Source organism: Streptomyces sp. MS19 (assembly GCF_047200595.1).
In the GTDB taxonomy this organism is placed as follows: Bacteria; Actinomycetota; Actinomycetes; order Streptomycetales; family Streptomycetaceae; genus Streptomyces.
In genome coordinates, this window is sequence record NZ_JBJZOH010000014.1 from 56,217 (window position 1) to 77,164 (window position 20,948).

A 20,948-nucleotide genomic window follows, 5' to 3' on the forward strand; every position below is an offset into this window, starting at 1 on the left:
CTATGAAGACGCTGTTACAGCGCAGGAATCGTTCCGGAGGACGCCATGACCGCAGGAATCGGTCGCCCCTTGGAGACGCAGGGATCGGCCGGAGGCGACGGTCCGGCGCGCCTCGACGAGCTGGATCTGGCCATCGTGCACGCCCTCCAGATCCAGCCACGCGCGCCCTGGACGCTCGTCGGCTCCGTGCTGGAGATCGACCCGGTCACGGCCGCCCGCCGCTGGGCCAGGCTGTGCGACGCGGGCGCCGCATGGGTGGACGGCTACCTGTCACCCGCCCAGGAGGACATGACCTGGGCGCAGCTGGAGATCGCGGTCAACGGCGCGCGGCTGACGGACGTGGTGCGGACGCTGTGCGAGGACGCCGGGATACTCAGCCTCAAGCAGACCTCGGGCAGCCGGGACCTCGTCGCGCTGGTGCAGGCCGTGGACGTGGACACGCTGGCGGAGTACGTGAGCGAGCGGGTGTGCCGGGTGCCCGGCGTGCACGGCGCGCGCGTGCACGTGATCACGGCCACACCGTTCGAGGGCAGCCAGTGGCGCCTGCGGTCGCTGAACGCGGCGCAGCGCGAGCAGCTGCGGCTGTCGGCGGAGCCGCGGCCCGCGCCGGGGACGCCCGTACCGGCGGAGCCGCTGCGGCCGGTGGAGCGGCGCATCGCGGTGGCGCTGGGGACGGACGGCCGGATGCCGCTCGCGGCGCTGGCCAGGGAGGTGGACGCGAGCGTCGCGACGACGCGGCGCGCCCTGGGGCGGCTGCTCGCCAGCGGGCGTCTCGCGCTGCGCTGCAACCTGGCCAGGCCGCTGACGGGCTGGCCGGTGTCCGCGATGTACTTCGCGTCCGTGCCGGCCGAGCACCTGGACGCGACCGCCACGGCGCTGCGGACCCTGCCCGAGCTGCGGCTGTGCACCATGACGGCCGGGCCGCACAACCTGTTCCTCGACGTGTGGCTGCGGACGCTGCACGACGTGCACGCGCTGGAGGCGCACATCTCGCGCGAGCTCGGGCCGCTGCGGCTGCGGGTCGTCGAGCGCTCGGTGATCCTGCGGACGTTCAAGCACGTGGGCCGCATCCTCGACCGGCACGGGCACAGCGTCCGCAGCGTGCCGATCAACACGTGGACGAACTGACGCGGCGGACGGGGCGGGGCGGGATGCCCTGATGGATGTCAGCCGACGGCGGTCGCGTTCCAGGCCGTGACGACGGGCCTGCCGTGTTCGAGCCCGAGGCGGCTGACCGTGCCCGTGTCCAGGAAGAACAGGCTGCCGCCGCCGACCGGCAGCCCGAGGCGGCGCGCGGTCAGGACGCGCAGGAAGTGCGCGTGCGAGACGAGGACCACGTCGTCGGCGTCCGGGTCGGCCAGCAGGGGCGCGACGCGGTCGAGGACGCGGTCTGCGCGGGCGCCGACCTGCTCGGGCGTCTCGCCGGGATGCCCGTCGGGGCCCGGCGGCACACCGTCGGTCCACAGGTCCCAGGTGGGGCGGTCGCGGTGGATGTCGACGGTCGTGATGCCCTCGTACGCGCCGTAGTCCCACTCGTGGAGGTCCGCCACGTGCTCCGGGTCGCGCAGCCCGGCCAGCTCGGCCGTGCGCAGGGCGCGGCCGAGCGGGCTGACGAGGACGGCCGCGACCGGGCGCCCGGCGAGGAGCGGCGCGACGGCGCGCGCCTGCTCCTCGCCGTGGGGGGTGAGCGGGAGGTCGGTCCAGCTGGTGTGCCGGTGCGTGGCGCTCCACTCGGTCTCGCCGTGCCGGACCAGGATCAGCTCACCCACGGCCGCGCAGCTTCCGGTAGGCGGCGACGAGGGCGGTGGTGGACGGGTCGAGCCCGGGGACGCCGGCGCCCTCGGTGAGGGCCGGTTCGACGCGCTTGGCGAGGACCTTGCCCAGCTCCACGCCCCACTGGTCGAACGAGTCGATGTCCCACACCGCGCCCTGCACGAACACCTTGTGCTCGTACAGCGCGATCAGCTGCCCGAGGACGGACGGGGTGAGGCGGGGCGCGAGGATCGTCGTGGTCGGCCGGTTGCCGGGGAACGTGCGGTGCGGCACCTGCGCGTCGGGAACGCCCTCGGCCCGTACCTCGTCGGCGGTCTTGCCGAAGGCGAGGGCCTGGCCCTGGGCGAAGAGGTTCGCCATCAGCAGGTCGTGCTGGGCGGCCAGGGCGGGTTCGAGTCCGGGCACGGGCTCGGCGAAGCCGATCAGGTCGGCGGGGATGACCTTGGTGCCCTGGTGCAGCAGCTGGTAGTACGCGTGCTGCCCGTTCGTCCCCGGCGTCCCCCACACCACGGGCCCGGTCTGCCAGTCCACCGGTTCACCCCCACGGGTGACGGACTTGCCGTTCGACTCCATGTCGAGCTGCTGGAGGTACGCCGTGAACCGCGACAGGTAATGGCTGTACGGCAGCACCGCGTGCGACTGCGCCCCGAAGAACGCCCCGTACCAGACACCCAGCAGGCCGAGGAGGAGCGGAACGTTCTGCTCCGGCGGGGCGGTCCTGAAGTGCTCGTCCACGGTGTGGAAACCGTCGAGCATCTCCCGGAAGCGGTCGGGACCGATCGCGATCATCAGCGACAGACCGATCGCCGAGTCGTAGGAGTACCGCCCGCCGACCCAGTCCCAGAACTCGAACATGTTCACCGGGTCGATGCCGAAGCCGGCGACCTTCTCCGCGTTCGTGGACAGGGCCACGAAGTGCAGGGCGACCGCCTCCTGCCCCGCGCCGAGGCCGTCGAGCAGCCACTGCCTGGCCGACGTCGCGTTGGTGATCGTCTCGATCGTCGTGAACGTCTTCGAGGCGACGACGAACAGCGTCTCCGCCGGGTCCAGGCCGCGCAGCGCCTCGTGCAGGTCCGCGCCGTCCACGTTCGACACGAACCGCACGTCGATCCGGCGGTCCGCGTACGGGCGCAGCGCCTCGTACGCCATGGCCGGGCCCAGGTCGGAGCCGCCGATGCCGATGTTCACGACATGCCGGATGCGGCGGCCGGTCGCGCCCGCCCACCGGCCGTCCCGCACGGCGTCGGCGAAGCCCGCCATCCGGTCCAGCACCTCGTGGACGCGCGGGACGACGTTCTCCCCGTCCACCTCCACCACCGCGTCACGCGGCGCGCGCAGCGCCGTGTGCAGCACCGCCCGCCCCTCCGTCACATTGATCTTCCCGCCACGGAACATCGCGTCCCGCAGCCCCGCGACGTCCCGGGCGGCGGCCAGGTCGAGCAGCAGCCGCACCGTCTCGTCGGTCACGAGCTGCTTCGACCAGTCCACCCGCAGGTCGCCGACGCGGGTGGTGAACCGGTCCGCCCTACCGGGGTCGGCGTCGAACAGGTCGCGCAGCCGCGTGCCCGCCGTCTGCTCGCGGTGCTTCGCCAGGGCGGTCCACTCGGGCAGCCGGGTCAGGCGCGTCGGGTCAGGCATCGGAGGTCTCCCGCCGGTCGTGCGTGTGCTCGTCATCGGTGAGCTGCGTGTCCGTGTGCTGCGTGTCCGTGCCCTCGATCCTGCGCCCTCCGGCCGCGTCCCGCGACCCGCCGCCGTCCTGGGCGGGCGGCGGGGTGACGCGCGCGGCGAGCGCCGCCGCGTACGCCTCGTCCGGGTCGAGACGGCGCAGCTCCTCGGCGATCAGCTCGGACGTGCCGCGGACCTTGAGCGCGAGGGTGCGCGTCGGCTGGCCCGGGATGGACAGGCGCGCCACGGGGCCGTCCGGGCGGTCGATGCGTATCTCGCCGTCCTCGGTCCGCAGCCTGGCGGCCGTCACGACGGGGCCGCCGGTGACGATCCGCTCGACGGGGACGCGCAGCCGGTCGGAGAACCAGCGGGCGAGCAGTTCGGCGCTCGGGTTGTCCGCCTCGCTCTCGACGGTGGCCGAGGTCACGGCCGCGCCGCCCTCGTCGAGCGCCGCCGCGAGCATCGAGCGCCAGGGCGTGAGGCGCGTCCACGCCAGGTCGGTGTCGCCCGGCGCATAGGCGGCGGCGCGGGCGTCGAGCTGGGCGAGCGGGTCCTCGACGGCGTACGCGTCGGTGATCCTGCGCTGCGCGAGGGCGCCGAGCGGGTCGCGGGAGGGCACCTCGGGCGCGTCCACCGGCCACCAGACGACGACGGGCGCGTCCGGCAGGAGCAGCGGCAGGACGACGGAGTCGGCGTGGTCGGCCAGTTCGCCGTGCAGCCGCAGCAGGACGGTCTCGCCGTTGCCGGCCGCCCCGCCGGCGCGTACGTCGGCGTCGAGGCGCGACTCGGTGCGGCGCGCGCTCCTGCCGGGGCGGCGGATGACGACGAGGATGCGCGACGGGTGCTCGGTGGAGGCGTCGCGGGCGGCCTTCAGGGAGTCGTGGGCGTTCTCCTCGTCGGTGACGATGACGAGGGTCAGCACCATGCCGACGGCGGGGCTGCCCGCGGCGCGGCGCGCGGCGACCAGCGCCGCGTTGATCTTGGCTGAGGTGGTGCCGGTCAGTTCGGTGCTCATGGCCGCCGCCAGGTCCTTCCGTCTCGTGCGAGCATCTCGTCGGCCTCGTCCGGGCCCCACGTCCCGGCGGGGTAGGGGGCGGGCCTGCCGTGCGTGTCCCAGAACTCCTCGACCGGGTCGAGGATGCGCCAGGACTCCTCCACCTCCTGGTGGCGGGGGAAGAGGTTGGCGTCGCCGAGGAGGACGTCGAGGAGCAGGCGCTCATACGCCTCCGGGCTGGACTCGGTGAAGGACTCGCCGTAGGCGAAGTCCATCGTGACGTCGCGGATCTCCATCTGGGTGCCGGGCACCTTCGAGCCGAAGCGCACGGTGACGCCCTCGTCCGGCTGGACGCGGATCACCAGCGCGTTGTGCCCCAGTTCCTGGGTGTCGGTGGTGTCGAACGGGGAGTGGGGGGCGCGCTGGAAAACGACGGCGATCTCGGTGACGCGCCGCCCGAGCCGTTTGCCCGTGCGCAGGTAGAACGGCACGCCCGCCCAGCGCCGGTTGTCCACTTCGAGGCGGACGGCGGCGTAGGTGTCGGTGCGCGACCGGGGGTCGATGCCCTCCTCCTCCAGGTAGCCGCCGACCTTCTCGCCGCCCTGCCACCCGGCCGTGTACTGGCCGCGCACGGTGTGCCGCGCCAGGTCGTCGGGGAGCTGCACGGCCTTGAGGACCTTGAGCTTCTCGGCCATCAGCGCGTCGGCGTCGAAGTCGGCCGGCTCCTCCATGGCGGTGAGGGCGAGGAGCTGGAGGAGGTGGTTCTGGATGACGTCGCGGGCCGAGCCGATGCCGTCGTAGTAGCCCGCGCGGCCGCCGATGCCGATGTCCTCGGCCATCGTGATCTGCACATGGTCCACATAACCGCGGTTCCAGATCGGCTCGAAGAGGGTGTTGGCGAAGCGGAGCGCCAGGATGTTCTGGACGGTCTCCTTGCCGAGGTAGTGGTCGATGCGGAAGACCTCGCGCGGCGGGAAGACCTCGTGCACCACCGCGTTCAGCTCCTCGGCGGTGGCGAGGTCGCGGCCGAACGGCTTCTCGATCACCGCGCGCCGCCACGACCCGGCGGGCGCGTCCGCCAGCCCGTGCCGCTTGAGCTGCCTGACCACCTGCGGGAAGAACTTCGGCGGCACCGACAGGTAGAACGCGAAGTTCCCGCCCGTGCCGCGCGCGGAGTCCAGCTCGGCGATCGTCTCGCCGAGCCGCTTGAACGCCTCGTCGTCGTCGAACTGGCCGGGTATGAAGCGCATCCCCTCCGCGAGCTGCTGCCAGACCTCCTCGCGGAACGGCGTCCTGGCGTGCTCGCGCACCGCGTCGTGCACGACCTGCGCGAAGTCCTCGTCCTCCCAGTCGCGGCGGGCGAAGCCGACGAGGGAGAAGCCCGGCGGGAGCAGGCCGCGGTTGGCCAGGTCGTAGACGGCGGGCATCAGCTTCTTGCGCGACAGGTCGCCGGTGACGCCGAAGATCACCAGCCCTGACGGCCCCGCGATGCGTGGCAGCCGGCGGTCGTTGGCGGTGTCGCGCAGCGGGTTGGTCCAGGTGTCGGAGTCCGTCATGGGTCAGCCCTCCCGGACGGCGGCGCGCCGCCCCTGTGGGTGCTCGGCGGAGGCGGACGGGCCCTGTGGCGCCCGGGTCGCCCGCGCGGCGCGGCGGCCCGGTGGTGCGGTACGGGACATCGGGTCTCCTGCTGATCTTGTCGTCGGGATGTTCAATGCTCAGCGTGCCCCGGGCATTCCCGGCCAAGCGGCGGAGGGGGCATACGGCGCCCACCCCGGCATCTGCGCGGCGGCGGCGGGGCGTGTGCGGCGCGAGGGGCGGCCGGGCCGGGGCGGGGCGGGGGATTCCGGGGGACCCGCGAAGGGAGCGCTCCCATGCGCCGGGCGGCGGAGTTCCGCTGTGGGGAAATGGTGCGCCCGCCCGGGAGGTTATGCGAGAGCGCTTCCACAGGTGCGAGGATAATCCGCCCATTGCCCGCACGTACAACCAAGGTGTCCGCCGTCACTTTTCCGGCTCCGCGGTACCGCTCCCCCGGCGCGGGAAAACGGGCGCGCGGCAGCGCGGACCCCGGTGCGGGAACATCGGCATTCGCGAACACGGAAATGGAAAGCGCCCTTTGCGCGCGCCCCGGGGCCCTCGCTCCCGGGAAAAGGAACCGCCGTTCCCGTCGGCACCGGCGCCCGCGTCTTCGCAGGCCGACCGGCCTCGCGCCCGTCCGGACGGCAATCACCCGGCGGACTCCCGACTTCACCACGCGGCGGCCACGGGACCGTTCACAGCCCCGCGGCGGGGCGGACACCGGCGCGTATGCGGCGGCCCATCGGGACGTAAGGCGGACGCCACTATACAAATCGCAAAGTGCGGCTTGCCAATCCGCTTGTGCCACAAGCATAGTTGGGCCACTCGACGCACGCCGTCCGGACGCGTTCCCGCCGTCTTCCGGACCAGGAAGGACCGAGATGCCCGCCCGTTCCCCCGAGTTACCTGCCCGCATACGGGAACACCGCAGGGACGGCGGGACTTCGCCGCGTGCACGCTCCTCCCGGTACCGGCGGATCCAGGCAACCGGCGGACGGCGCACCGGAGTCGGAGCCGCGTTCACCTGGTGGACCGCGCTCGCACGACCCGGCGGGACCCGTACCCTGTTCCGCGTGATCACCGCACGGACGTACAGCGACGCAGGTGACGCCCCGTACGGCGCACAGCGAACCGGCCGTAGACGTCCGTCACTTGACGGGCCGTCCGGCCGGGGGCCGCACCCGGCGTCCGGCCGGGCCGCGCGGCCCGGCGCGATCGCTCACCAGGCGGCCCGCGCGTCACATACGAGACAGGGCAGGCGACTTCACACGTGATACATGTGGCGTGATGCCTGACGCCCCATCACCGAGCCACCGGGGACGCCCTTCCGCCGCCGCCCGCACGGCGTGCCCCCCGTCCCCCTCTCCGACGATCAGCCCCCGTTCCGAACGCCCTTGAGGACCCGATGACTCCCGTGATACAGGACGCGCTGGTGTGGGCGCCGACCGGCGGCATGCTCGCCGCCGGCGCGCTCGCACTGCACTACCGCAAGAAGGCGGCCCAGTACCGCACCCGCGCCGGGGTGCTCCAGGACCAGGCCGCCGAGGCGGGACTGCGGGCGGCCGAGGCCGAGCGCGGGATCGCCGTCCGGGACGAGGAGGCGCAGTACCTCGCCGAGACCCGGCTGCCCGACCTGGTGTACGCGCTCCAGTTCGGTCCGGTCGGCGCCGACAGCACCACCGGTACGGCGGGCGGCCTCAGGCACCGGCGGCTGGCCGACACCGTCACGGGCAAGGCCTATCTCTCGGTACTTGAGCAGGTGGGCGCGGTGGCGGAGCGGGCGTCCGAGCACGCCGAGGGCGCCGCCCGTTCCGCCGTGCAGGCGGTGACGCGCTCCGTCCAGGCGCTGGTCTACGAGCAGCAGTCGGCGATCACCCACCTGCTGGACACACAGCACGACGAGAAGTTCCTCGAACTCATCCAGCCCATCGACCACGCCGCCAGCCAGCTGGCCAGGCGCCTCCAGATCCTCGGTGTCCTCACCGGCATGTGGCCGGGGCGCCAGCGCGACGACGCGCCGCTGCTGGAGACGGTGCGCGGCGGCGTCTCCCGGATCAGGGACTACCACCGCGTGCGGGTCCCGAAGGAGTCGGCGCACTACGTGGCCGGGCGCTACGTCGAGCCCGTCGTCCTGGCGGTGGCCGAGCTGCTGGACAACGCGGCGCGGCACAGCGCGCCGAGCACGCCGGTGGAGGTCAGCTTCCTGGAGGCGCACCACGGCATCAGCATCGAGATCCACGACGCCGGCCCCGGGCTGCGGGCGGAGGCGCGCGACGAGGCCGGGCGGCGGCTGTCGGGCGAGGAGCCGATCCGCCTCACCGAGCTGCGCACCCCGCCGAGCTTCGGCCACCTCGGCGTCGGCGCGCTCGCCGCCCAGTACGGCTTCCGCGCCTCGGTGGACGAGGAGCACTCGGTGCACGGCGGTGTCAGGGCGGTGCTGCACATCCCGCGCGCGCTCCTCGCCGCCCCGCCCGGCGAGTCGGACACGGCGCGGACCCGGGCCCAGGGCACGGCGGCCGGCCAGGACCCGGCCCCGGCGCCCCGTACGGACGCGGACCCCGCGCCCGAGGAGGCCGCGGACGACGCGGCGTCACCGGAGTACCCGGTGGGCGAGGACGGCCTGCCCCTGCGCCGCCGCGCCCCCGGCGCGCGGCAGGACCGGTCCCGGCAGACGGCGGAACCCCCCTCCCCCGAGGCCGGTCAGGCACTGGCCGCCTTCGTCCGCGGCACCGAGGCCGCACGCAACACGACTGACTGAGGAGACGACAAACGTGAACAGCCCTGCCTCACCGGACCTGAGCTGGATCCTCGACGAGCTGGTGTCGGCACCGGGGGCCCGGCACGCGGTGCTGCTGTCGGCCGACGGACTGGCGACGGCGATGTCCGAGGGCGTCGACCGCGACATGGCGGACCGCGTCTCCGCGATCGCCTCCGGCATGCAGTCCCTCAGCCGCAGCGGCGCGGCGTTCGTCAGCGGCGGCGAGACGCCGTGGCAGCAGACGATGGTCAGTTACAAGGACGGCTTCCTCTTCGTCATCGCGGCGGCCGAGGGCTCGTTCCTGGTGGCCTCGGCGGGCTCGGGCGTGGACGTCGGCGCCTTCTCGTACCAGATGGCGAAGACGGTGGAGCGCCTCGGGGACGAGCTGGCGGTCGCGCCCCGGCGCCCGCGGTCCGAGACCGCATGACGCCGCCGGAACGGCGGGGCGGCGACCGGCTGGTGCGGACCTATGTGGTCACGTCCGGCCGGGCGCGCGCCAGCCGCAACCACTTCGACCACATCACGCTGGTCGCCCTGTCCACCTCCGCCGTCCACCTCAGCCGCGGCCAGCTGAACCCGGAGCACCACGTCATCCTCGACCGGCTGGCGAGCAGTGCCCAGTCGGTCGCCGAGCTGAGCGCGTTATTGCGCCAGCCCGTGAGCGTGCTGCGCATCCTGCTGGCCGACCTCATGGAGTCAGGACACATCACCACGCGGCAGCCCATCGACGCTGCCGACCCGACCCGCTCGCTGCTGGAGGAAGTCCTTGCCGGCCTTCGGAACCTCTGACCCCTCGCCGACGCTCCGGGGGGACGAGCGCACGGCGAAGATCCTGATCGCCGGGCACTTCGGCGCCGGGAAGACGACACTCGTCAACGTCCTGTCGCAGATCGAACCCGTCAGCACCGAGGAGGTGATGACGAGCGCCGCCGCAGGGGTGGACCGCACGAGCCTGCCGGACAAGACGACCACGACCGTGGCGATGGACTTCGGGCGCCTGCACCTGAGCGACCAGCTCGTCCTCTACCTGTTCGGCGCCCCGGGGCAGCCGCGTTTCTTCCCGGTCCTTGAGGACCTCTCCGTCGGCGCGCTGGGCGCGCTGGTCCTGGTGGACACGCGGCGGCTGGCCGAGACGTACCCGATCCTCCAGCTCGTCGAGGACCTGCGCCTGCCCTACACGGTCGCCATCAACGCGTTCGACGGCGCGCCCGTCATCCCGGACGAGCGGCTGCGCGAGGTCATGGACCTCGACGAGCGCACGCCGCTCGTGTGGTGCGACGCGCGGGACAGGACCAGTTCCCGCGACGCGCTGATCTCCCTCGTCAGCCACCTGCTCACCCTCACGCCGGAAGCCGTCCGATGACCACACACCACGAGTCCGTCCCCACCCGGTGCCCCGTCGCGCACGAGGACGCCGAGGCGCCCGCGGGCCCGATACCCATCCACGGCGAGGCCTTCACCGCCGACCCGCACGCCACGTACCGGCGGCTGCGGGCGCAGGGGCCGATCGTGCCGGTGGAGATATCGCCCGGCGTGTACGGGCTCCTGGCCGTCACGTACCGGGCCGCCCTGCACCTGCTGCGCAACACCCCGGTCCGCTTCGCGAAGGACCCGCGGCACTGGGAGGCCCTGCGCCTCGGCCAGGTGCCCGCCGACAGTCCGGCGCGGTCGATGATGCAGCCGCGTGACAACGCGCTGTGGAAGGACGGCGAGGAGCACGCGCGGCTGCGCAAGGCCATCACCCACAGCCTCGGCCGCGTGGACACGCACGCGCTCACGGCCACCGTCACCCGCATCGCCGACCAGCTGATCGACGCGTTCGCCGCGGCGGGCGAGGCGGATCTCGTCGCCCAGTACACGGACCCGCTGCCGATGCTGACCGTCATCGACATGTTCGGCTGCTCGCAGGAGCTGGGCGGGCGCATCGTCAGCGCCGTCACGCGGCTGTTCGACGGCGCGGAGGCGGCGCGGGCCAACGCCGAGCTGGAGGCGGCCTGCCTGGAGCTGGCGCACCTCAAGCGGCGGCGGCCCGGCCGTGACGTCACCTCGCACCTCATCGCGGCGGGGCTGACCGACCCCGAGCTGATCCAGACGATCCTGCTGGTCATCGGCGCCGCCGCGCCGCCCACCAGCAACCACATCGGCAACGGGCTGCGGCGCGTGCTGACCGACCCGAGCTTCGCGGGCAGCGTCCACGACGGCGTGCGGCCGGTCGCGGACGCGCTCGACGAGGTGCTGTGGGACAACCCGCCGGTCCCCAACTACTCGCCGCTCTACGCGCTCGGACCGCAGAGCTTCGAGGGGGTCGAGCTGCCGCCCGGCGTCCCGATCCTCGTGTCCTTCGCCGCCGCCAACGGGGACCCGGCGCTGGCCGTCGCGACCCCGGGCGCCCGCGCCGGGAACCGCGGCCACCTCGCGTTCTCCGCCGGCGCCCACGCCTGCCCGGCGCCCGACCTCGCCCGCATCATCGCCGAGACCGCCCTGGAGCGCGCCCTCGACCGCCTCCCCGGTCTCGGCCTCGCCGTGCCGGAGAGCGCGCTGGAGAACCGGCCCGGGACGTTCCTGGCCGGACTCACCGCGCTGCCCGTCCGTTTCCAGCCCGACAACCGACTCATCCAGGACAGACCCGCTTCGCACAGATAGGTGACCGCGATGGCAACCGCACAGACCCCTACCACCGGATGCCCCTACCACCTCGACGGCGCCGCCACCGACATCCACGGTGAGGCCGCCGCCCTGCGCGCCCTCGGACCCGCCGCCCCAGTGATCCTCCCCGGCGGGATCCCCGCCTGGTCCGTCACCGACCCGCACCTGATCCGCCGTCTGCTGACCCACCCCGACATCTCGAAGGACGCCCACCAGCACTGGCCCGCCTACATCGACAAGGAGATTCCCGAGGACTGGCCGCTGCGCATCTGGGTGGACGTCCGCAACGCCCTGTCCGCGTACGGCTCGGAGCACCGCCGCCTGCGCCGCCCGCTGGCCGCCGCGTTCAGCACGCGCCGCGTGCGGGCGCTGACCCCGCGGATCGAGGAGATCACCCGCACCCTGCTGGACGAGCTGGCGGCCGCGGGCCCGGACGAGACCGTGGACCTGCGGGCCCGCTTCGCGTGGCGGCTGCCGCTGCTCGTCGTGAACGCCGTGCTGGGCGTGCCCGAGGAGCTGCACGACGGGTTCCGCGACGCGGTCGGCAACCTGTTCGCCACCGACCTGCCGCCCGAGGAGGCGGCGGCGGCCCCGGTGGCGGTGTACGGGCTCATCACGCAGCTGATCGCCCACAAGCGCGAGCAGCCGGGTGACGACGTGACGTCCGCGCTGATCGCCTCGCACGCCGAGGGCGAGCTGACCGGCCAGGAGCTGGCGGACAGCCTGATGCTGCTGATCGGCGCGGGGCACGAGACGACCGTCAACCTCCTCGACCACGCCGCCGTGGACCTGATGCTCCACCCCGGCCAGCTGGCCGAGGCCACCTCGGGCCGCGTCGGCTGGGAGCAGGTGGTGGAGGAGGCGCTGCGGCACCAGGCGCCGATCGCGACGATCATCCTGCGCTTCGCCGTGCGCGACGTGCACGACGAGGCGACGGGGCTGACCTTCGCCCGGGGCGACGCCATCGCCATCAACTACGCGGCGGCCGGGCGCGACCCCGGGGTCCACGGCGACGACGCCGACCGCTTCGACATCGACCGGGCCACGTCCAGGGAGCACCTGGCGTTCGGGCACGGCGCGCACCTGTGCCTCGGCGCGGAACTCGCCAGGATCGAGGCGCGGATCGCGCTGGCGGCGCTCTTCGACCGGTTCCCGGAGATCCGCCTCGCGGTCGGCGCGGACGAGCTGCGCCCGATGCCGAGCCTCATCTCCAACGGCCACGAGCGCGTGCCCGTACGGCTCGGCCCCGCCGCCGCGTAACGGCGCCCCTCCCCCCCACTGCTCCACCGCTCCACTCCCCCACCGCGTCCCCCCACCGCGCGCAGCCGCCAGGACGCGCGCCGGGCCCTCCGCGGCCCGGCGCGCGGCCAGGCCGTTCGCAATCCGGACTTTTCCCCCGCCCGCCTCGTAGGGTGCGTGACGACGCAGCGGAGAGGTGACGGGGTGACAGACGCGCCGGAGATCCGCTCCCTCGGGGAGCCGGGTCCGGAGTTCGACCGGATCTACGCGGAGGTCCTGCGGCCCTCGTTCGACGACGACGAGCTGGCGCCGCCCGGGGAGCTGGCCGCGGAGCTGGCGGCCGGGCGGCTGACCGTCCTGTGGCGCGCCGGCGCGGCGGGCGAGCCGCTCGCGGCGGCCGTCGGCACGTACGAACCCGGCCACCGCATCATGCTCCTGACCTGGCTCGCCGTGCGACCCGGGCAGCGCGGCGGCGGTCTCGGCGGCCCGCTGCTCGACGCGGCCGTGGCGGCGTGGCGCGCGGCGTTCGAACCGTGCATGATCCTGGCCGAGGTCGCCGACCCGGAGCGGCACGCCGCCGACGAGGCGCACGGCGACCCGGCAGGGCGGCTGCGGTTCTACCTGCGACACGGCGCGCGGGTCCTGGACCTGCCCTACTTCCAGCCCGCGCTGGGCGAGGGCCGCAGGCGGGTGCCCGACATGCTGCTGACGGTGCTGCACGCCGACCCCGCGTTCGCCGGGAGCGCGCCGGAGACGATCGACGGCGCGCTGCTGCGGACCTGGCTGGAGGAGCACCAGGCGGAGACGGAGGGCTCGGTGGGCACCGACCCGCGGTCCGCGCGGCTGTGGCAGGCGGTGGAGCGGCCGGGCGGCGTCCCGTACCTGCGCTACCCGGGGTGAGGCGGCCCGCCGCCGCGCGCCGTACGCTCGCGGCATGACGCACGACGGGAACACCGGCCGCCCCGCGCCCGGACTGCTCGCCGCCGCCCGCGCGTTGCTCCCGGAGCACGGCCGCGCCGTCCTCGGTCTCGCGGGCCCGCCAGGGGCGGGCAAGTCCACGCTGGCCCGCGCCCTGACGGCGGCGCTCGGCCCGTCCGCCGCCTATGTGCCGCTGGACGGCTTCCACCTGTCGAACGGCCAGCTCGACCGGCTCGGCCTGCGCGACCGCAAGGGCTCGGAGCCGTCCTTCGACGTCTGGGGCTACGAGGCGCTGCTGCGGCGCCTGCTGGGCGACGGCGGCCGGGAGCCCGTGCGGGACGTGTACGTGCCGGACTTCGACCGCGCGCTGGACGAGCCGGTGGCGGCGCGGCACGCCGTGCCCGCCGCCGCGCGGCTGGTCGTCACCGAGGGGAACTACCTGGCGTGTGACCTGCCCGGCTGGCGGGAGGCGCGGTCCCTGATGGCGGCGGTCTGGTACGTGGACGCGCCGCCGGAGCTGCGGGACGAGCGGCTGATGCTGCGGCACACCGGCTTCGGGCGCGCCCGCGCGGCGGCCCGCGCCTGGATCGACGGGAACGACCTGCCGAACGCCGGTCTTGCCGAGCGTTCGCGCGACCGCTGCGACCGCGTGGTCCCCGGGCTGCCGGGGACCGTGTAGCGTCCGTCCACGGGCCGGGAAGGGCCCCGGGAACGAGGGGGTGGGGACCGTGCGGATCGGGGAGCTGTCCGAGCTGACCGGCACGCCGCGGCGGCTGCTGCGGTGATTACGTCGAGCGCAGAGCAGGGCCTCATCGCCGCCTGCCGCGCGCCGAACGGCTACCGCGAGTACGACGAGCGGTTCGTGGACCGCGTGCTCCAGATCCGCGGGCTGCTCGACGCCGGGCTGCCGACCCGCATCATCAGGCAGATCCTCCCCTGCCTCGACAAGCCGCGCACCATCCACTTCCCGGACGCCACGCCGGAGATGCTCGCGACGCTGGAGCACGAGCGCGAGCGGATGGCGGAGCGCATCGACTGCCTGGTGGGCAACCGGGACGCGATCACCGCGTACCTGGACGAGGTGCGCCGCCTCGCCCCCTCGGGCACCGGCCGCTGACGGGCCCCGCCACCCCTGGGACGCCTGCTACCTGACGACTTCGGCGTGACCTGTGGGGAAACCGTCCCGCCCGGACCCGGCCGCGCGTTACGCTGGCCGAACATGATCGAGTTTGGTCCGGAAATGACCCGGTCCGGCTTGTCGCCGATCGAGGAGGAGCCTGTGGCATCCGCCCCCACCCACACCCTCAACGACTCGCACACCCTGCCCGCCCTCGGCTACGGCACCTACCCGCTGGACGACGCGGAGGCCGAGGAGGCCGTGGCGGACGCGCTGGAGACCGGCTACCGGCTGATCGACACCGCCGTGAACTACGGGAACGAGACCGGCGTCGGCAAGGGCCTCGCCGCCTCCCGGCTGCCCCGCGCGGCGTTCACCGTGACCACCAAACTGCCCGGCAGGCACCAGGGCCACGACGAGACGCTCGCCTCGTTCGCCGAATCCCGGGCGCGGCTCGGCGTCGAGCAGGTCGATCTCTACCTGATCCACTGGCCGCTCCCCCGGGTGGACAAGTACGTCGACTCGTGGCGCGCCATGATCGAGCTGCGCGAGGCGGGGGCCGTCAGGTCGCTCGGCGTCTCGAACTTCACACCCGAGCACATCCTGCGCCTGAAGCGGGAGACCGGCGTCCTGCCGGCCGTCAACCAGATCGAGATGCACCCGCTGCTCCCCCAGGAGGAGCTGCGCGCGTTCCACGCCGAGCACGGCATCGTCACCCAGAGCTGGAGCCCCCTGGGGCGCGGCAGCGACCTCCTGGGCGACCCGGTGATCGGCGGCATCGCGGCGGCGCACGGGGTGAGCCCGGCGCAGGTGATCCTGCGCTGGCACGTGGAGCTCGGCGCCGTGCCGATCCCCAAGTCGGGGAGCGCGGAGCGGCGCCGCGAGAACTTCGACGTCTTTGGCTTCGCGCTGGACGGCGACGAACTGGCCGCGGTCTCCGACCGGCCGCACCGGCGGCTCGGCGGCGACCCGGACACGCACGAGGAGTTCTGAACGCCGCCCGGGGCGGGCGCGCGCCCCGGGACGCGCGGCACTACCGGACGCACCTATCGGAAGAGGGAGTGGAGACATGGGGCGGCAGGCGCAGATCGGGGTCACCGGGCTCGCGGTGATGGGGCGCAACCTCGCGCGCAACCTCGCGCGGCACGGCCACACCGTCGCGGTGCACAACCGCACCGCGACCCGGACCAGGGAGCTGGTGGAGCAGTTCGGCGACGAGGGGGACTTCGTGCCCGCCGAGTCGGCCGAGGAGTTCGTCGCGTCGCTGGAGCGGCCGCGGCGGCTGGTCGTCATGGTCAAGGCGGGGGCGCCCACGGACGCCGTGATCGACGAGTTCGCCCCGCTGCTCGAACCTGGCGACATGATCATGGACGGCGGCAACGCGCACTACGCCGACACCCGCCGCCGCGAGGCCGCGCTGCGCGAGCGCGGCCTGCACTTCGTCGGCTGCGGCATCTCGGGCGGCGAGGAGGGCGCGCTGCACGGGCCGAGCATCATGCCCGGCGGCTCGGCCGAGTCGTACGAGGCGCTGGGGCCGCTGCTGGAGAGCATCGCCGCCCAGGTGGACGGCGAGCCGTGCTGCGCGCACATCGGCCCGGACGGCGCGGGCCACTTCGTGAAGATGGTGCACAACGGCATCGAGTACGCCGACATGCAGCTGATCGCGGAGGCCTACGACCTGCTGCGGCAGGTCGCCGGGTACGAGCCGGCACGGATCGCCGACACGTTCCGCGAATGGAACAAAGGGCGCCTCGACTCGTACCTCATCGAGATCACGGCCGAGGTGCTCGCGCACACCGACGCGGCGACAGGCAAGCCGTTCGTGGACATCGTCGCCGACCGCGCCGAGCAGAAGGGCACGGGCCGCTGGACCGTGCAGACGGCGCTCGACCTCGGCGTGCCGGTGACGGGCATCGCGGAGGCGACGTTCGCGCGGTCGCTGTCGGGCCACGCCGAGCTGCGGGAGGCCGCGCGCGGCCTGCCGGGCCCGGCGCGCCCCGCGCTGCACCCGGACGACGCGGCGCGCTTCGCGAGCCAGGTCGAGGAGGCGCTGTACGCGTCGAAGATCGTCGCGTACGCGCAGGGCTGGGACCTGATCGAGGCGGGCAGCGCGGAGTACGGCTGGGACATCGACCGGGGCACGGTCGCGAAGATCTGGCGCGGCGGCTGCATCATCAGGGCGCGGTTCCTCGACCAGATCAGGGCGGCGTACCACGAGGGCGGCGACGCGCCGGTGACGCTGCTGGCGGACCCGACGTTCGCCGAGGCGCTGGGCGCGGCCCAGAACCCGTGGCGGCACGTCGTGGCGAAGGCGACGGAGCTGGGCGTCCCGGTGCCCGGCATCTCGTCGGCGCTGGCGTACTACGACGCGCTGCGCGCGGAGCGGCTTCCGGCGGCGCTGGTGCAGGGGCAGCGCGACTACTTCGGCGCCCACACGTACGAGCGCACGGACCGCGAGGGGTCGTTCCACACGCTGTGGGGCGGCGACCGGAGCGAGCAGGAGGCCTGAGCGCGCCGGTGCCCCGGCCTCCCTCGCGGGGGGCCGGGGCGGTGCGGACGCGGGTCCCGGATCACGGCTGACGGTCCGGGACCCGCGGGCCGGGTGTGCGGCCGTCCGCCGCGTGCGACGCGCGGCGGACGCAGGGGTCCGTGTACGGGCAGGGTCCTGGCCGTCGTCCCCGGCGGTCGGGTCAGGCCGCCGGGGACGGGCGGCGGTCAGGACTTCTGCTCGACCCGCACCCAGTCCACCTCAAGCTGCACGTCCCCGGCGCGGACGCGGTCCACGCTGGACTGCGGCAGGCCCCAGTAGGGGCTGGTGACCTGGTTGTAGCCCGCCGGGTAGGCGCCGCCGAGCGCCAGGTTGAGGATGACGTACTGGTTGTGGTCGAAGACCCACTGGCCGCGGGTCGCCTCGACCTTCTGGCGCAGCAGCTCGTACACCAGGCGGTCGTCCACGTAGAAGCGCTGGGCGGTCGGGGTCCACTCGACGCTGTAGGTGTGCCACTGGTCGACGGACTGCCCCGCGGGGAAGGTCTGCGAGGCGCCGATGTTGCCGTCGGCCGAGTAGCCGGGGCCGTGGACCGCTGCGCTGGTCCAGTCGGCGTAGCCGATGTTCTCCATGATGTCGGTCTCGCCGCTGGCGGGCCAGGAGACGTTGGGGTCGTCCACGTTGCTGCCCAGCATCCAGAAGGCGGGCCAGAAGCCGTCGCCCACCGGCATCTTGATACGGGCGCTGACGCGTCCGTAGGTGAAGTCGTGCTTGGTGTTGGTGTCGATGCGGCCTGAGGTGAAGTCGTACACCTGGCCGTTGGGGGCCGTGGTGCAGCGGACGCAGTGGTTGGCGCGCAGGCGCAGCGTGCCGCCCGTGACCTGGATGGTCTGCGGGGAGTCGACGTACGCCTGGGACTCGCCGTTCACCGAGCCCATGGTCGAACCGGTGGTGACGACGCGCCACTTGCCGCGGTCGAGGGAGGTGCCGTTGAAGTCGTCGAGGAACGTGGTGCGGTAGGTCCCGCTGGACTCAGCGGGCAGCGGGGCGTACTGGACGTTGCCGTTGCCGCCCGTGCCCCAGACCTGGAACTCGTAGAGCGAGTAGCCGAACTGGGCGGTGTAGGGCGCGGGGTTGTAGAAGGAGCGGCGCTCGACGCCGAGCATCCTGATGTAGCGCGCGTTGGCGGGCGTGCTCAGGTTGACGGTGTCGCGGATGCCGGCCGCTTCACCCGGGCCCTGGATGTCGGCCCGGCGGGCGGCGACCTGCGAGGCGGACGGCTGCCACACCGTGCGCCAGTTGCGGTTGTCGTCGGAGACCTGGATGCGGTAGTCCACGGCGTACGCGGCCTGCCAGTACAGGTCCACCGAGGTGATGCGGGAGGTGGCGCCGAGGTCCACGCCGACCCAGCGGTTGGCGTTCCAGTCGCTGGCCCAGCGGCTGATGTCGTCGCGCAGGTTGGCGGGGATGCCGCCGTCCGTCACGTACGCCGGGGAGTGGGCGGCGTCCTGGTGGACGTCGCCGTAGGCCGGGTGGTTCAGCGCCAGGTTGGTCGTGGTGGTGGAGGCCGGGGCGGTCACGCCGCCGTAGACCTCGAAGGAGAAGAGCGAGTAGCCCCAGGGGGTCGCGCGCTCGATGCCGCGCATCCGGACGTAGCGGCCGGTGACCTCCTGCGGGTAGGTGCGGGCGGTGAGGGTGCCGCCCGTGCCCGCGTTCTCCGTGAAGAACGAGCGCCAGTTCTGCCCGTCCGAGGAGACCTCCAAGGCGTAGCGGCGGCCGTAGGCGGCCTCCCAGGCGAGGCGCACCTCGGTGACGCGGAAGGTCTGGCCGAGGTCGATGGCGATCCACGCGTTGTCCGCGAAGTTGCTCGACCAGCGGGTGGCGCCGTTGCTGTCGAAGGCCAGGGCGGCCGCGGTGTCCGCGTTCTCCGCGCCCGACGAGGTGACCCGGGCGGGGGCGGCCGCGGCCGAGGAGGCGGCCAGGTCGCTGTTCCAGGCCGCCGCCGCGACCCCGCCCGCGGGGTCGGCGGCGGCGGTGTTGCTGATTCCGGTGATGATGAACAGGAGGGCCGCGCCGAGGGCGAGGACCCTGCTGCGTGCACGTGTCCGACTGCGGAACATGACGCTCCACTTCTGCCGATGAGGCAACACAGGGAAAGGTGATGACCCTTTGTCAGACGTCTCGCAAAGATCGTGAGAGCGCTCTCAGACACCTGTGATGGTCACGAGCAGGTTGCGTGCATGTCAACGGCGGCGTCAGGTTCCGGAACGCCCGGCCCTTTCCCGGAAAATCGCGGGTCCGGGCCGGACGGGGTCCCGTCGCCGTCAGCCGTCAGCCGGCCGTCAGGAGGAGGCCTCCCGGGTGAGCCTGATGCTGTCCGCGTACCACTGGCCGCTGTCCTTCACGGTGCGGCGCTGCGTGTCGTAGTCCACCCGTACGATGCCGAACCGCTTGTCGTACCCGTAGGCCCATTCGAAGTTGTCGAAGAGGGACCACGCGAAGTAGCCGCGGATGTCCGCGCCCGCCGCGCGCGCCTTGGCGACCGCGCCGATGTGCTCGACGAGGTAGGCGGTGCGGTCGGCGTCGTGGACCGTGCCGTCGTCCTGCGCCGTGTCGTCGAACGCGGCGCCGTTCTCCGTGATGACCATCGGCACGCCGTACTCCTCGTGCAGGCGCACCAGGAGGCTCGTCAGGCCCTCGGGGACGATCTCCCAGCCCATCGCCGTCACCGGGCGGCCGAAGGGGACGCCGCGGACGACGGGGAGGCCGTCCGCGCCGGTCGTGGCGCCGCTCTCGTCCGTGCCGGCGAACTGGTGGCTGGAGTAGTAGTTGACGCCCACGACGTCCAGCGGCGCGGAGATGACCTCCAGGTCGCCGTCCTCGACGGGCATCTCGATGCCGCGCTCCGCGAGGTCCGCCAGCAGGTCCGCCGGGTAGCGGCCGTGGACCAGCGGGTCCATGTAGACGCGGGTGCTCAGGGCGTCCGCGCGGCGCTGCGCGGCCCGGTCCTCCTCGGAGTCCGAGGCGGGGACGGAGTGGCCCATGTTGAGGGTGATGCCCAGTTCCAGCGGGCCGGTGGCGCGGGCGCGCAGCCGCTGGGCGGCCAGGCCGTGGCCGAGCAGCAGGTGGTGGACGGCGTGCATGGCGTCGCCGAAGTCCTTGCGGCCCGGCGCGTGGAGGCCCATGTCGTAGCCGAGCATGGCCGAGCACCACGGCTCGTTCAGCGTGGTCCAGTGGACGACGCGGTCGCCCAGCGCGTCGTACGCCAGCTCGGCGTAGTCGGCGAACCGGTAGGCCGTGTCGCGGACCGGCCAGCCGCCCGCGTCCTCCAGCTCCTGCGGGAGGTCCCAGTGGTAGAGCGTCACCCAGGGCGTGATGCCCCGGTCGAGCAGGGTGTCCACGAGGCGGTCGTAGAAGGCGACGCCCGCCGCGTTGGCGGGACCGCGCCCGCCGGGCTGGATGCGCGGCCAGGCGAGGGAGAAGCGGTACGTGTCCACGCCGAGGCCGGCGATGAGGTCCACGTCCTCGGTGTAGCGGTGGTAGTGGTCACAGGCGATGTCGCCGTTCTCCCCGTTGACCACGGCGCCCGGGACGCGGCAGAACGTGTCCCAGATGGACGGGGTGCGGCCGTCCTCGGCCACGGCGCCCTCGATCTGGTAGGAGGACGTCGCGACCCCCCAGCGGAAATCGGAGGCGAGTTCGGGGAAGGAGACGGCCGCCGGGCCGGTGCCGGGCCGGTCGGACGGCGTTGCGATGGAGGTCATGGTGCTGTCGT

The 20,948-nt window shown here is 73.5% G+C and carries 17 protein-coding genes and 1 pseudogene; 12 read left to right on the forward strand and 6 right to left on the reverse strand.

Going from position 1 to position 20,948, the window contains the following annotated elements; genetic code table 11:
• Positions 1 to 45 precede the first annotated feature (45 nt).
• On the forward strand, positions 46 to 1,128 hold the full coding sequence (locus ACL02R_RS16145; RefSeq protein ID WP_412797603.1) for an Lrp/AsnC family transcriptional regulator: 1,083 nt from the start codon (positions 46 to 48) through the stop codon (positions 1,126 to 1,128).
• A 38-nt stretch (positions 1,129 to 1,166) separates the two neighbouring features.
• Here ACL02R_RS16145 and ACL02R_RS16150 read toward each other — a convergent pair whose 3' ends face one another.
• From ACL02R_RS16150 to zwf, 4 genes are read right to left on the reverse strand one after another with little or no spacing between them, the layout of a single operon-like run.
• Positions 1,167 to 1,769 carry a histidine phosphatase family protein gene (locus tag ACL02R_RS16150; protein WP_412797604.1) on the reverse strand — a complete coding sequence of 201 codons (603 nt, stop codon included), beginning with the start codon at positions 1,767 to 1,769 and terminating at the stop codon, positions 1,167 to 1,169.
• Positions 1,762 to 3,411 (reverse strand): glucose-6-phosphate isomerase, encoded by a 1,650-nt coding sequence (gene pgi, locus ACL02R_RS16155; protein WP_412797605.1) that lies wholly within the window; start codon positions 3,409 to 3,411, stop codon positions 1,762 to 1,764. The genes ACL02R_RS16150 and pgi overlap by 8 nt, the downstream gene beginning before the upstream one ends.
• Positions 3,404 to 4,453, reverse strand: a complete 1,050-nt coding sequence (gene opcA, locus ACL02R_RS16160; protein ID WP_412797606.1) for a glucose-6-phosphate dehydrogenase assembly protein OpcA — start codon at positions 4,451 to 4,453, stop codon at positions 3,404 to 3,406. Before opcA ends, pgi begins: the two co-directional genes overlap by 8 nt.
• A complete protein-coding gene (gene zwf, locus ACL02R_RS16165) occupies positions 4,450 to 5,988 on the reverse strand; it encodes a glucose-6-phosphate dehydrogenase (RefSeq protein ID WP_412797607.1) in 1,539 nt (512 codons plus the stop codon). The genes opcA and zwf overlap by 4 nt, the downstream gene beginning before the upstream one ends.
• 1,424 nt (positions 5,989 to 7,412) lie before the next feature.
• Between zwf and ACL02R_RS16170 the strand changes: the two genes are divergently transcribed.
• The 11 genes and pseudogenes from ACL02R_RS16170 to gndA all read left to right on the forward strand — a co-directional run bounded on the left by ACL02R_RS16170 (position 7,413) and on the right by gndA (position 17,194).
• On the forward strand, positions 7,413 to 8,765 hold the full coding sequence (locus ACL02R_RS16170) for an ATP-binding protein (RefSeq protein WP_412797608.1): 1,353 nt from the start codon (positions 7,413 to 7,415) through the stop codon (positions 8,763 to 8,765).
• A 13-nt stretch (positions 8,766 to 8,778) separates the two neighbouring features.
• Positions 8,779 to 9,192, forward strand: a complete 414-nt coding sequence (locus ACL02R_RS16175) for a roadblock/LC7 domain-containing protein (RefSeq protein WP_362959684.1) — start codon at positions 8,779 to 8,781, stop codon at positions 9,190 to 9,192.
• A complete protein-coding gene (locus tag ACL02R_RS16180) occupies positions 9,189 to 9,554 on the forward strand; it encodes a DUF742 domain-containing protein (RefSeq protein ID WP_412797609.1) in 366 nt (121 codons plus the stop codon). The genes ACL02R_RS16175 and ACL02R_RS16180 overlap by 4 nt, the downstream gene beginning before the upstream one ends.
• A complete protein-coding gene (locus ACL02R_RS16185; protein WP_362959689.1) occupies positions 9,532 to 10,128 on the forward strand; it encodes a GTP-binding protein in 597 nt (198 codons plus the stop codon). The genes ACL02R_RS16180 and ACL02R_RS16185 overlap by 23 nt, the downstream gene beginning before the upstream one ends.
• Positions 10,125 to 11,408: a cytochrome P450 gene (locus ACL02R_RS16190; RefSeq protein ID WP_412797610.1), complete on the forward strand. Its 1,284-nt coding sequence runs from the start codon at positions 10,125 to 10,127 to the stop codon at positions 11,406 to 11,408. Before ACL02R_RS16185 ends, ACL02R_RS16190 begins: the two co-directional genes overlap by 4 nt.
• A gap of 9 nt (positions 11,409 to 11,417) precedes the next feature.
• Positions 11,418 to 12,671, forward strand: a complete 1,254-nt coding sequence (locus ACL02R_RS16195; RefSeq protein ID WP_412797611.1) for a cytochrome P450 family protein — start codon at positions 11,418 to 11,420, stop codon at positions 12,669 to 12,671.
• A 183-nt stretch (positions 12,672 to 12,854) separates the two neighbouring features.
• Positions 12,855 to 13,550, forward strand: a complete 696-nt coding sequence (locus ACL02R_RS16200) for a hypothetical protein (protein WP_412797612.1) — start codon at positions 12,855 to 12,857, stop codon at positions 13,548 to 13,550.
• Between the two features lie 34 nt (positions 13,551 to 13,584).
• Complete coding sequence (locus ACL02R_RS16205; protein ID WP_412797613.1) at positions 13,585 to 14,247, forward strand: nucleoside/nucleotide kinase family protein; 663 nt, start codon at positions 13,585 to 13,587, stop codon at positions 14,245 to 14,247.
• 49 nt (positions 14,248 to 14,296) lie between these two features.
• Positions 14,297 to 14,685, forward strand: a pseudogene (locus ACL02R_RS16210) (MerR family transcriptional regulator).
• A 162-nt stretch (positions 14,686 to 14,847) separates the two neighbouring features.
• The gene (locus tag ACL02R_RS16215; protein ID WP_412797614.1) at positions 14,848 to 15,678 is read left to right on the forward strand and encodes an aldo/keto reductase; all 831 of its coding nucleotides are present in this window, start codon (positions 14,848 to 14,850) and stop codon (positions 15,676 to 15,678) included.
• 76 nt (positions 15,679 to 15,754) lie between these two features.
• Positions 15,755 to 17,194, forward strand: coding sequence for an NADP-dependent phosphogluconate dehydrogenase (gndA, locus tag ACL02R_RS16220; RefSeq protein WP_412797615.1), 1,440 nt, complete (start codon positions 15,755 to 15,757; stop codon positions 17,192 to 17,194).
• 206 nt (positions 17,195 to 17,400) lie between these two features.
• On the opposite strand, the gene ACL02R_RS16225 is transcribed toward gndA, so the two are convergent.
• Positions 17,401 to 19,293, reverse strand: a complete 1,893-nt coding sequence (locus ACL02R_RS16225; RefSeq protein WP_412797616.1) for a discoidin domain-containing protein — start codon at positions 19,291 to 19,293, stop codon at positions 17,401 to 17,403.
• A 222-nt stretch (positions 19,294 to 19,515) separates the two neighbouring features.
• Positions 19,516 to 20,937, reverse strand: a complete 1,422-nt coding sequence (locus ACL02R_RS16230; protein ID WP_412797617.1) for a GH1 family beta-glucosidase — start codon at positions 20,935 to 20,937, stop codon at positions 19,516 to 19,518.
• Positions 20,938 to 20,948 lie beyond the last annotated feature (11 nt).

What these genes read in the sequence shown, in the direction of transcription:
- ACL02R_RS16145 (WP_412797603.1), top strand. Translation starts at nt 46, where the DNA reads ATGACCGCAGGAATCGGTCGCCCCTTGGAGACGCAGGGATCGGCCGGA.
- pgi (WP_412797605.1), bottom strand. Translation starts at nt 3,411, where the DNA reads ATGCCTGACCCGACGCGCCTGACCCGGCTGCCCGAGTGGACCGCCCTG.
- opcA (WP_412797606.1), bottom strand. Translation starts at nt 4,453, where the DNA reads ATGAGCACCGAACTGACCGGCACCACCTCAGCCAAGATCAACGCGGCG.
- zwf (WP_412797607.1), bottom strand. Translation starts at nt 5,988, where the DNA reads ATGACGGACTCCGACACCTGGACCAACCCGCTGCGCGACACCGCCAAC.
- ACL02R_RS16170 (WP_412797608.1), top strand. Translation starts at nt 7,413, where the DNA reads ATGACTCCCGTGATACAGGACGCGCTGGTGTGGGCGCCGACCGGCGGC.
- ACL02R_RS16180 (WP_412797609.1), top strand. Translation starts at nt 9,189, where the DNA reads ATGACGCCGCCGGAACGGCGGGGCGGCGACCGGCTGGTGCGGACCTAT.
- ACL02R_RS16190 (WP_412797610.1), top strand. Translation starts at nt 10,125, where the DNA reads ATGACCACACACCACGAGTCCGTCCCCACCCGGTGCCCCGTCGCGCAC.
- ACL02R_RS16195 (WP_412797611.1), top strand. Translation starts at nt 11,418, where the DNA reads ATGGCAACCGCACAGACCCCTACCACCGGATGCCCCTACCACCTCGAC.
- ACL02R_RS16205 (WP_412797613.1), top strand. Translation starts at nt 13,585, where the DNA reads ATGACGCACGACGGGAACACCGGCCGCCCCGCGCCCGGACTGCTCGCC.
- gndA (WP_412797615.1), top strand. Translation starts at nt 15,755, where the DNA reads ATGGGGCGGCAGGCGCAGATCGGGGTCACCGGGCTCGCGGTGATGGGG.
- ACL02R_RS16225 (WP_412797616.1), bottom strand. Translation starts at nt 19,293, where the DNA reads ATGTTCCGCAGTCGGACACGTGCACGCAGCAGGGTCCTCGCCCTCGGC.
- ACL02R_RS16230 (WP_412797617.1), bottom strand. Translation starts at nt 20,937, where the DNA reads ATGACCTCCATCGCAACGCCGTCCGACCGGCCCGGCACCGGCCCGGCG.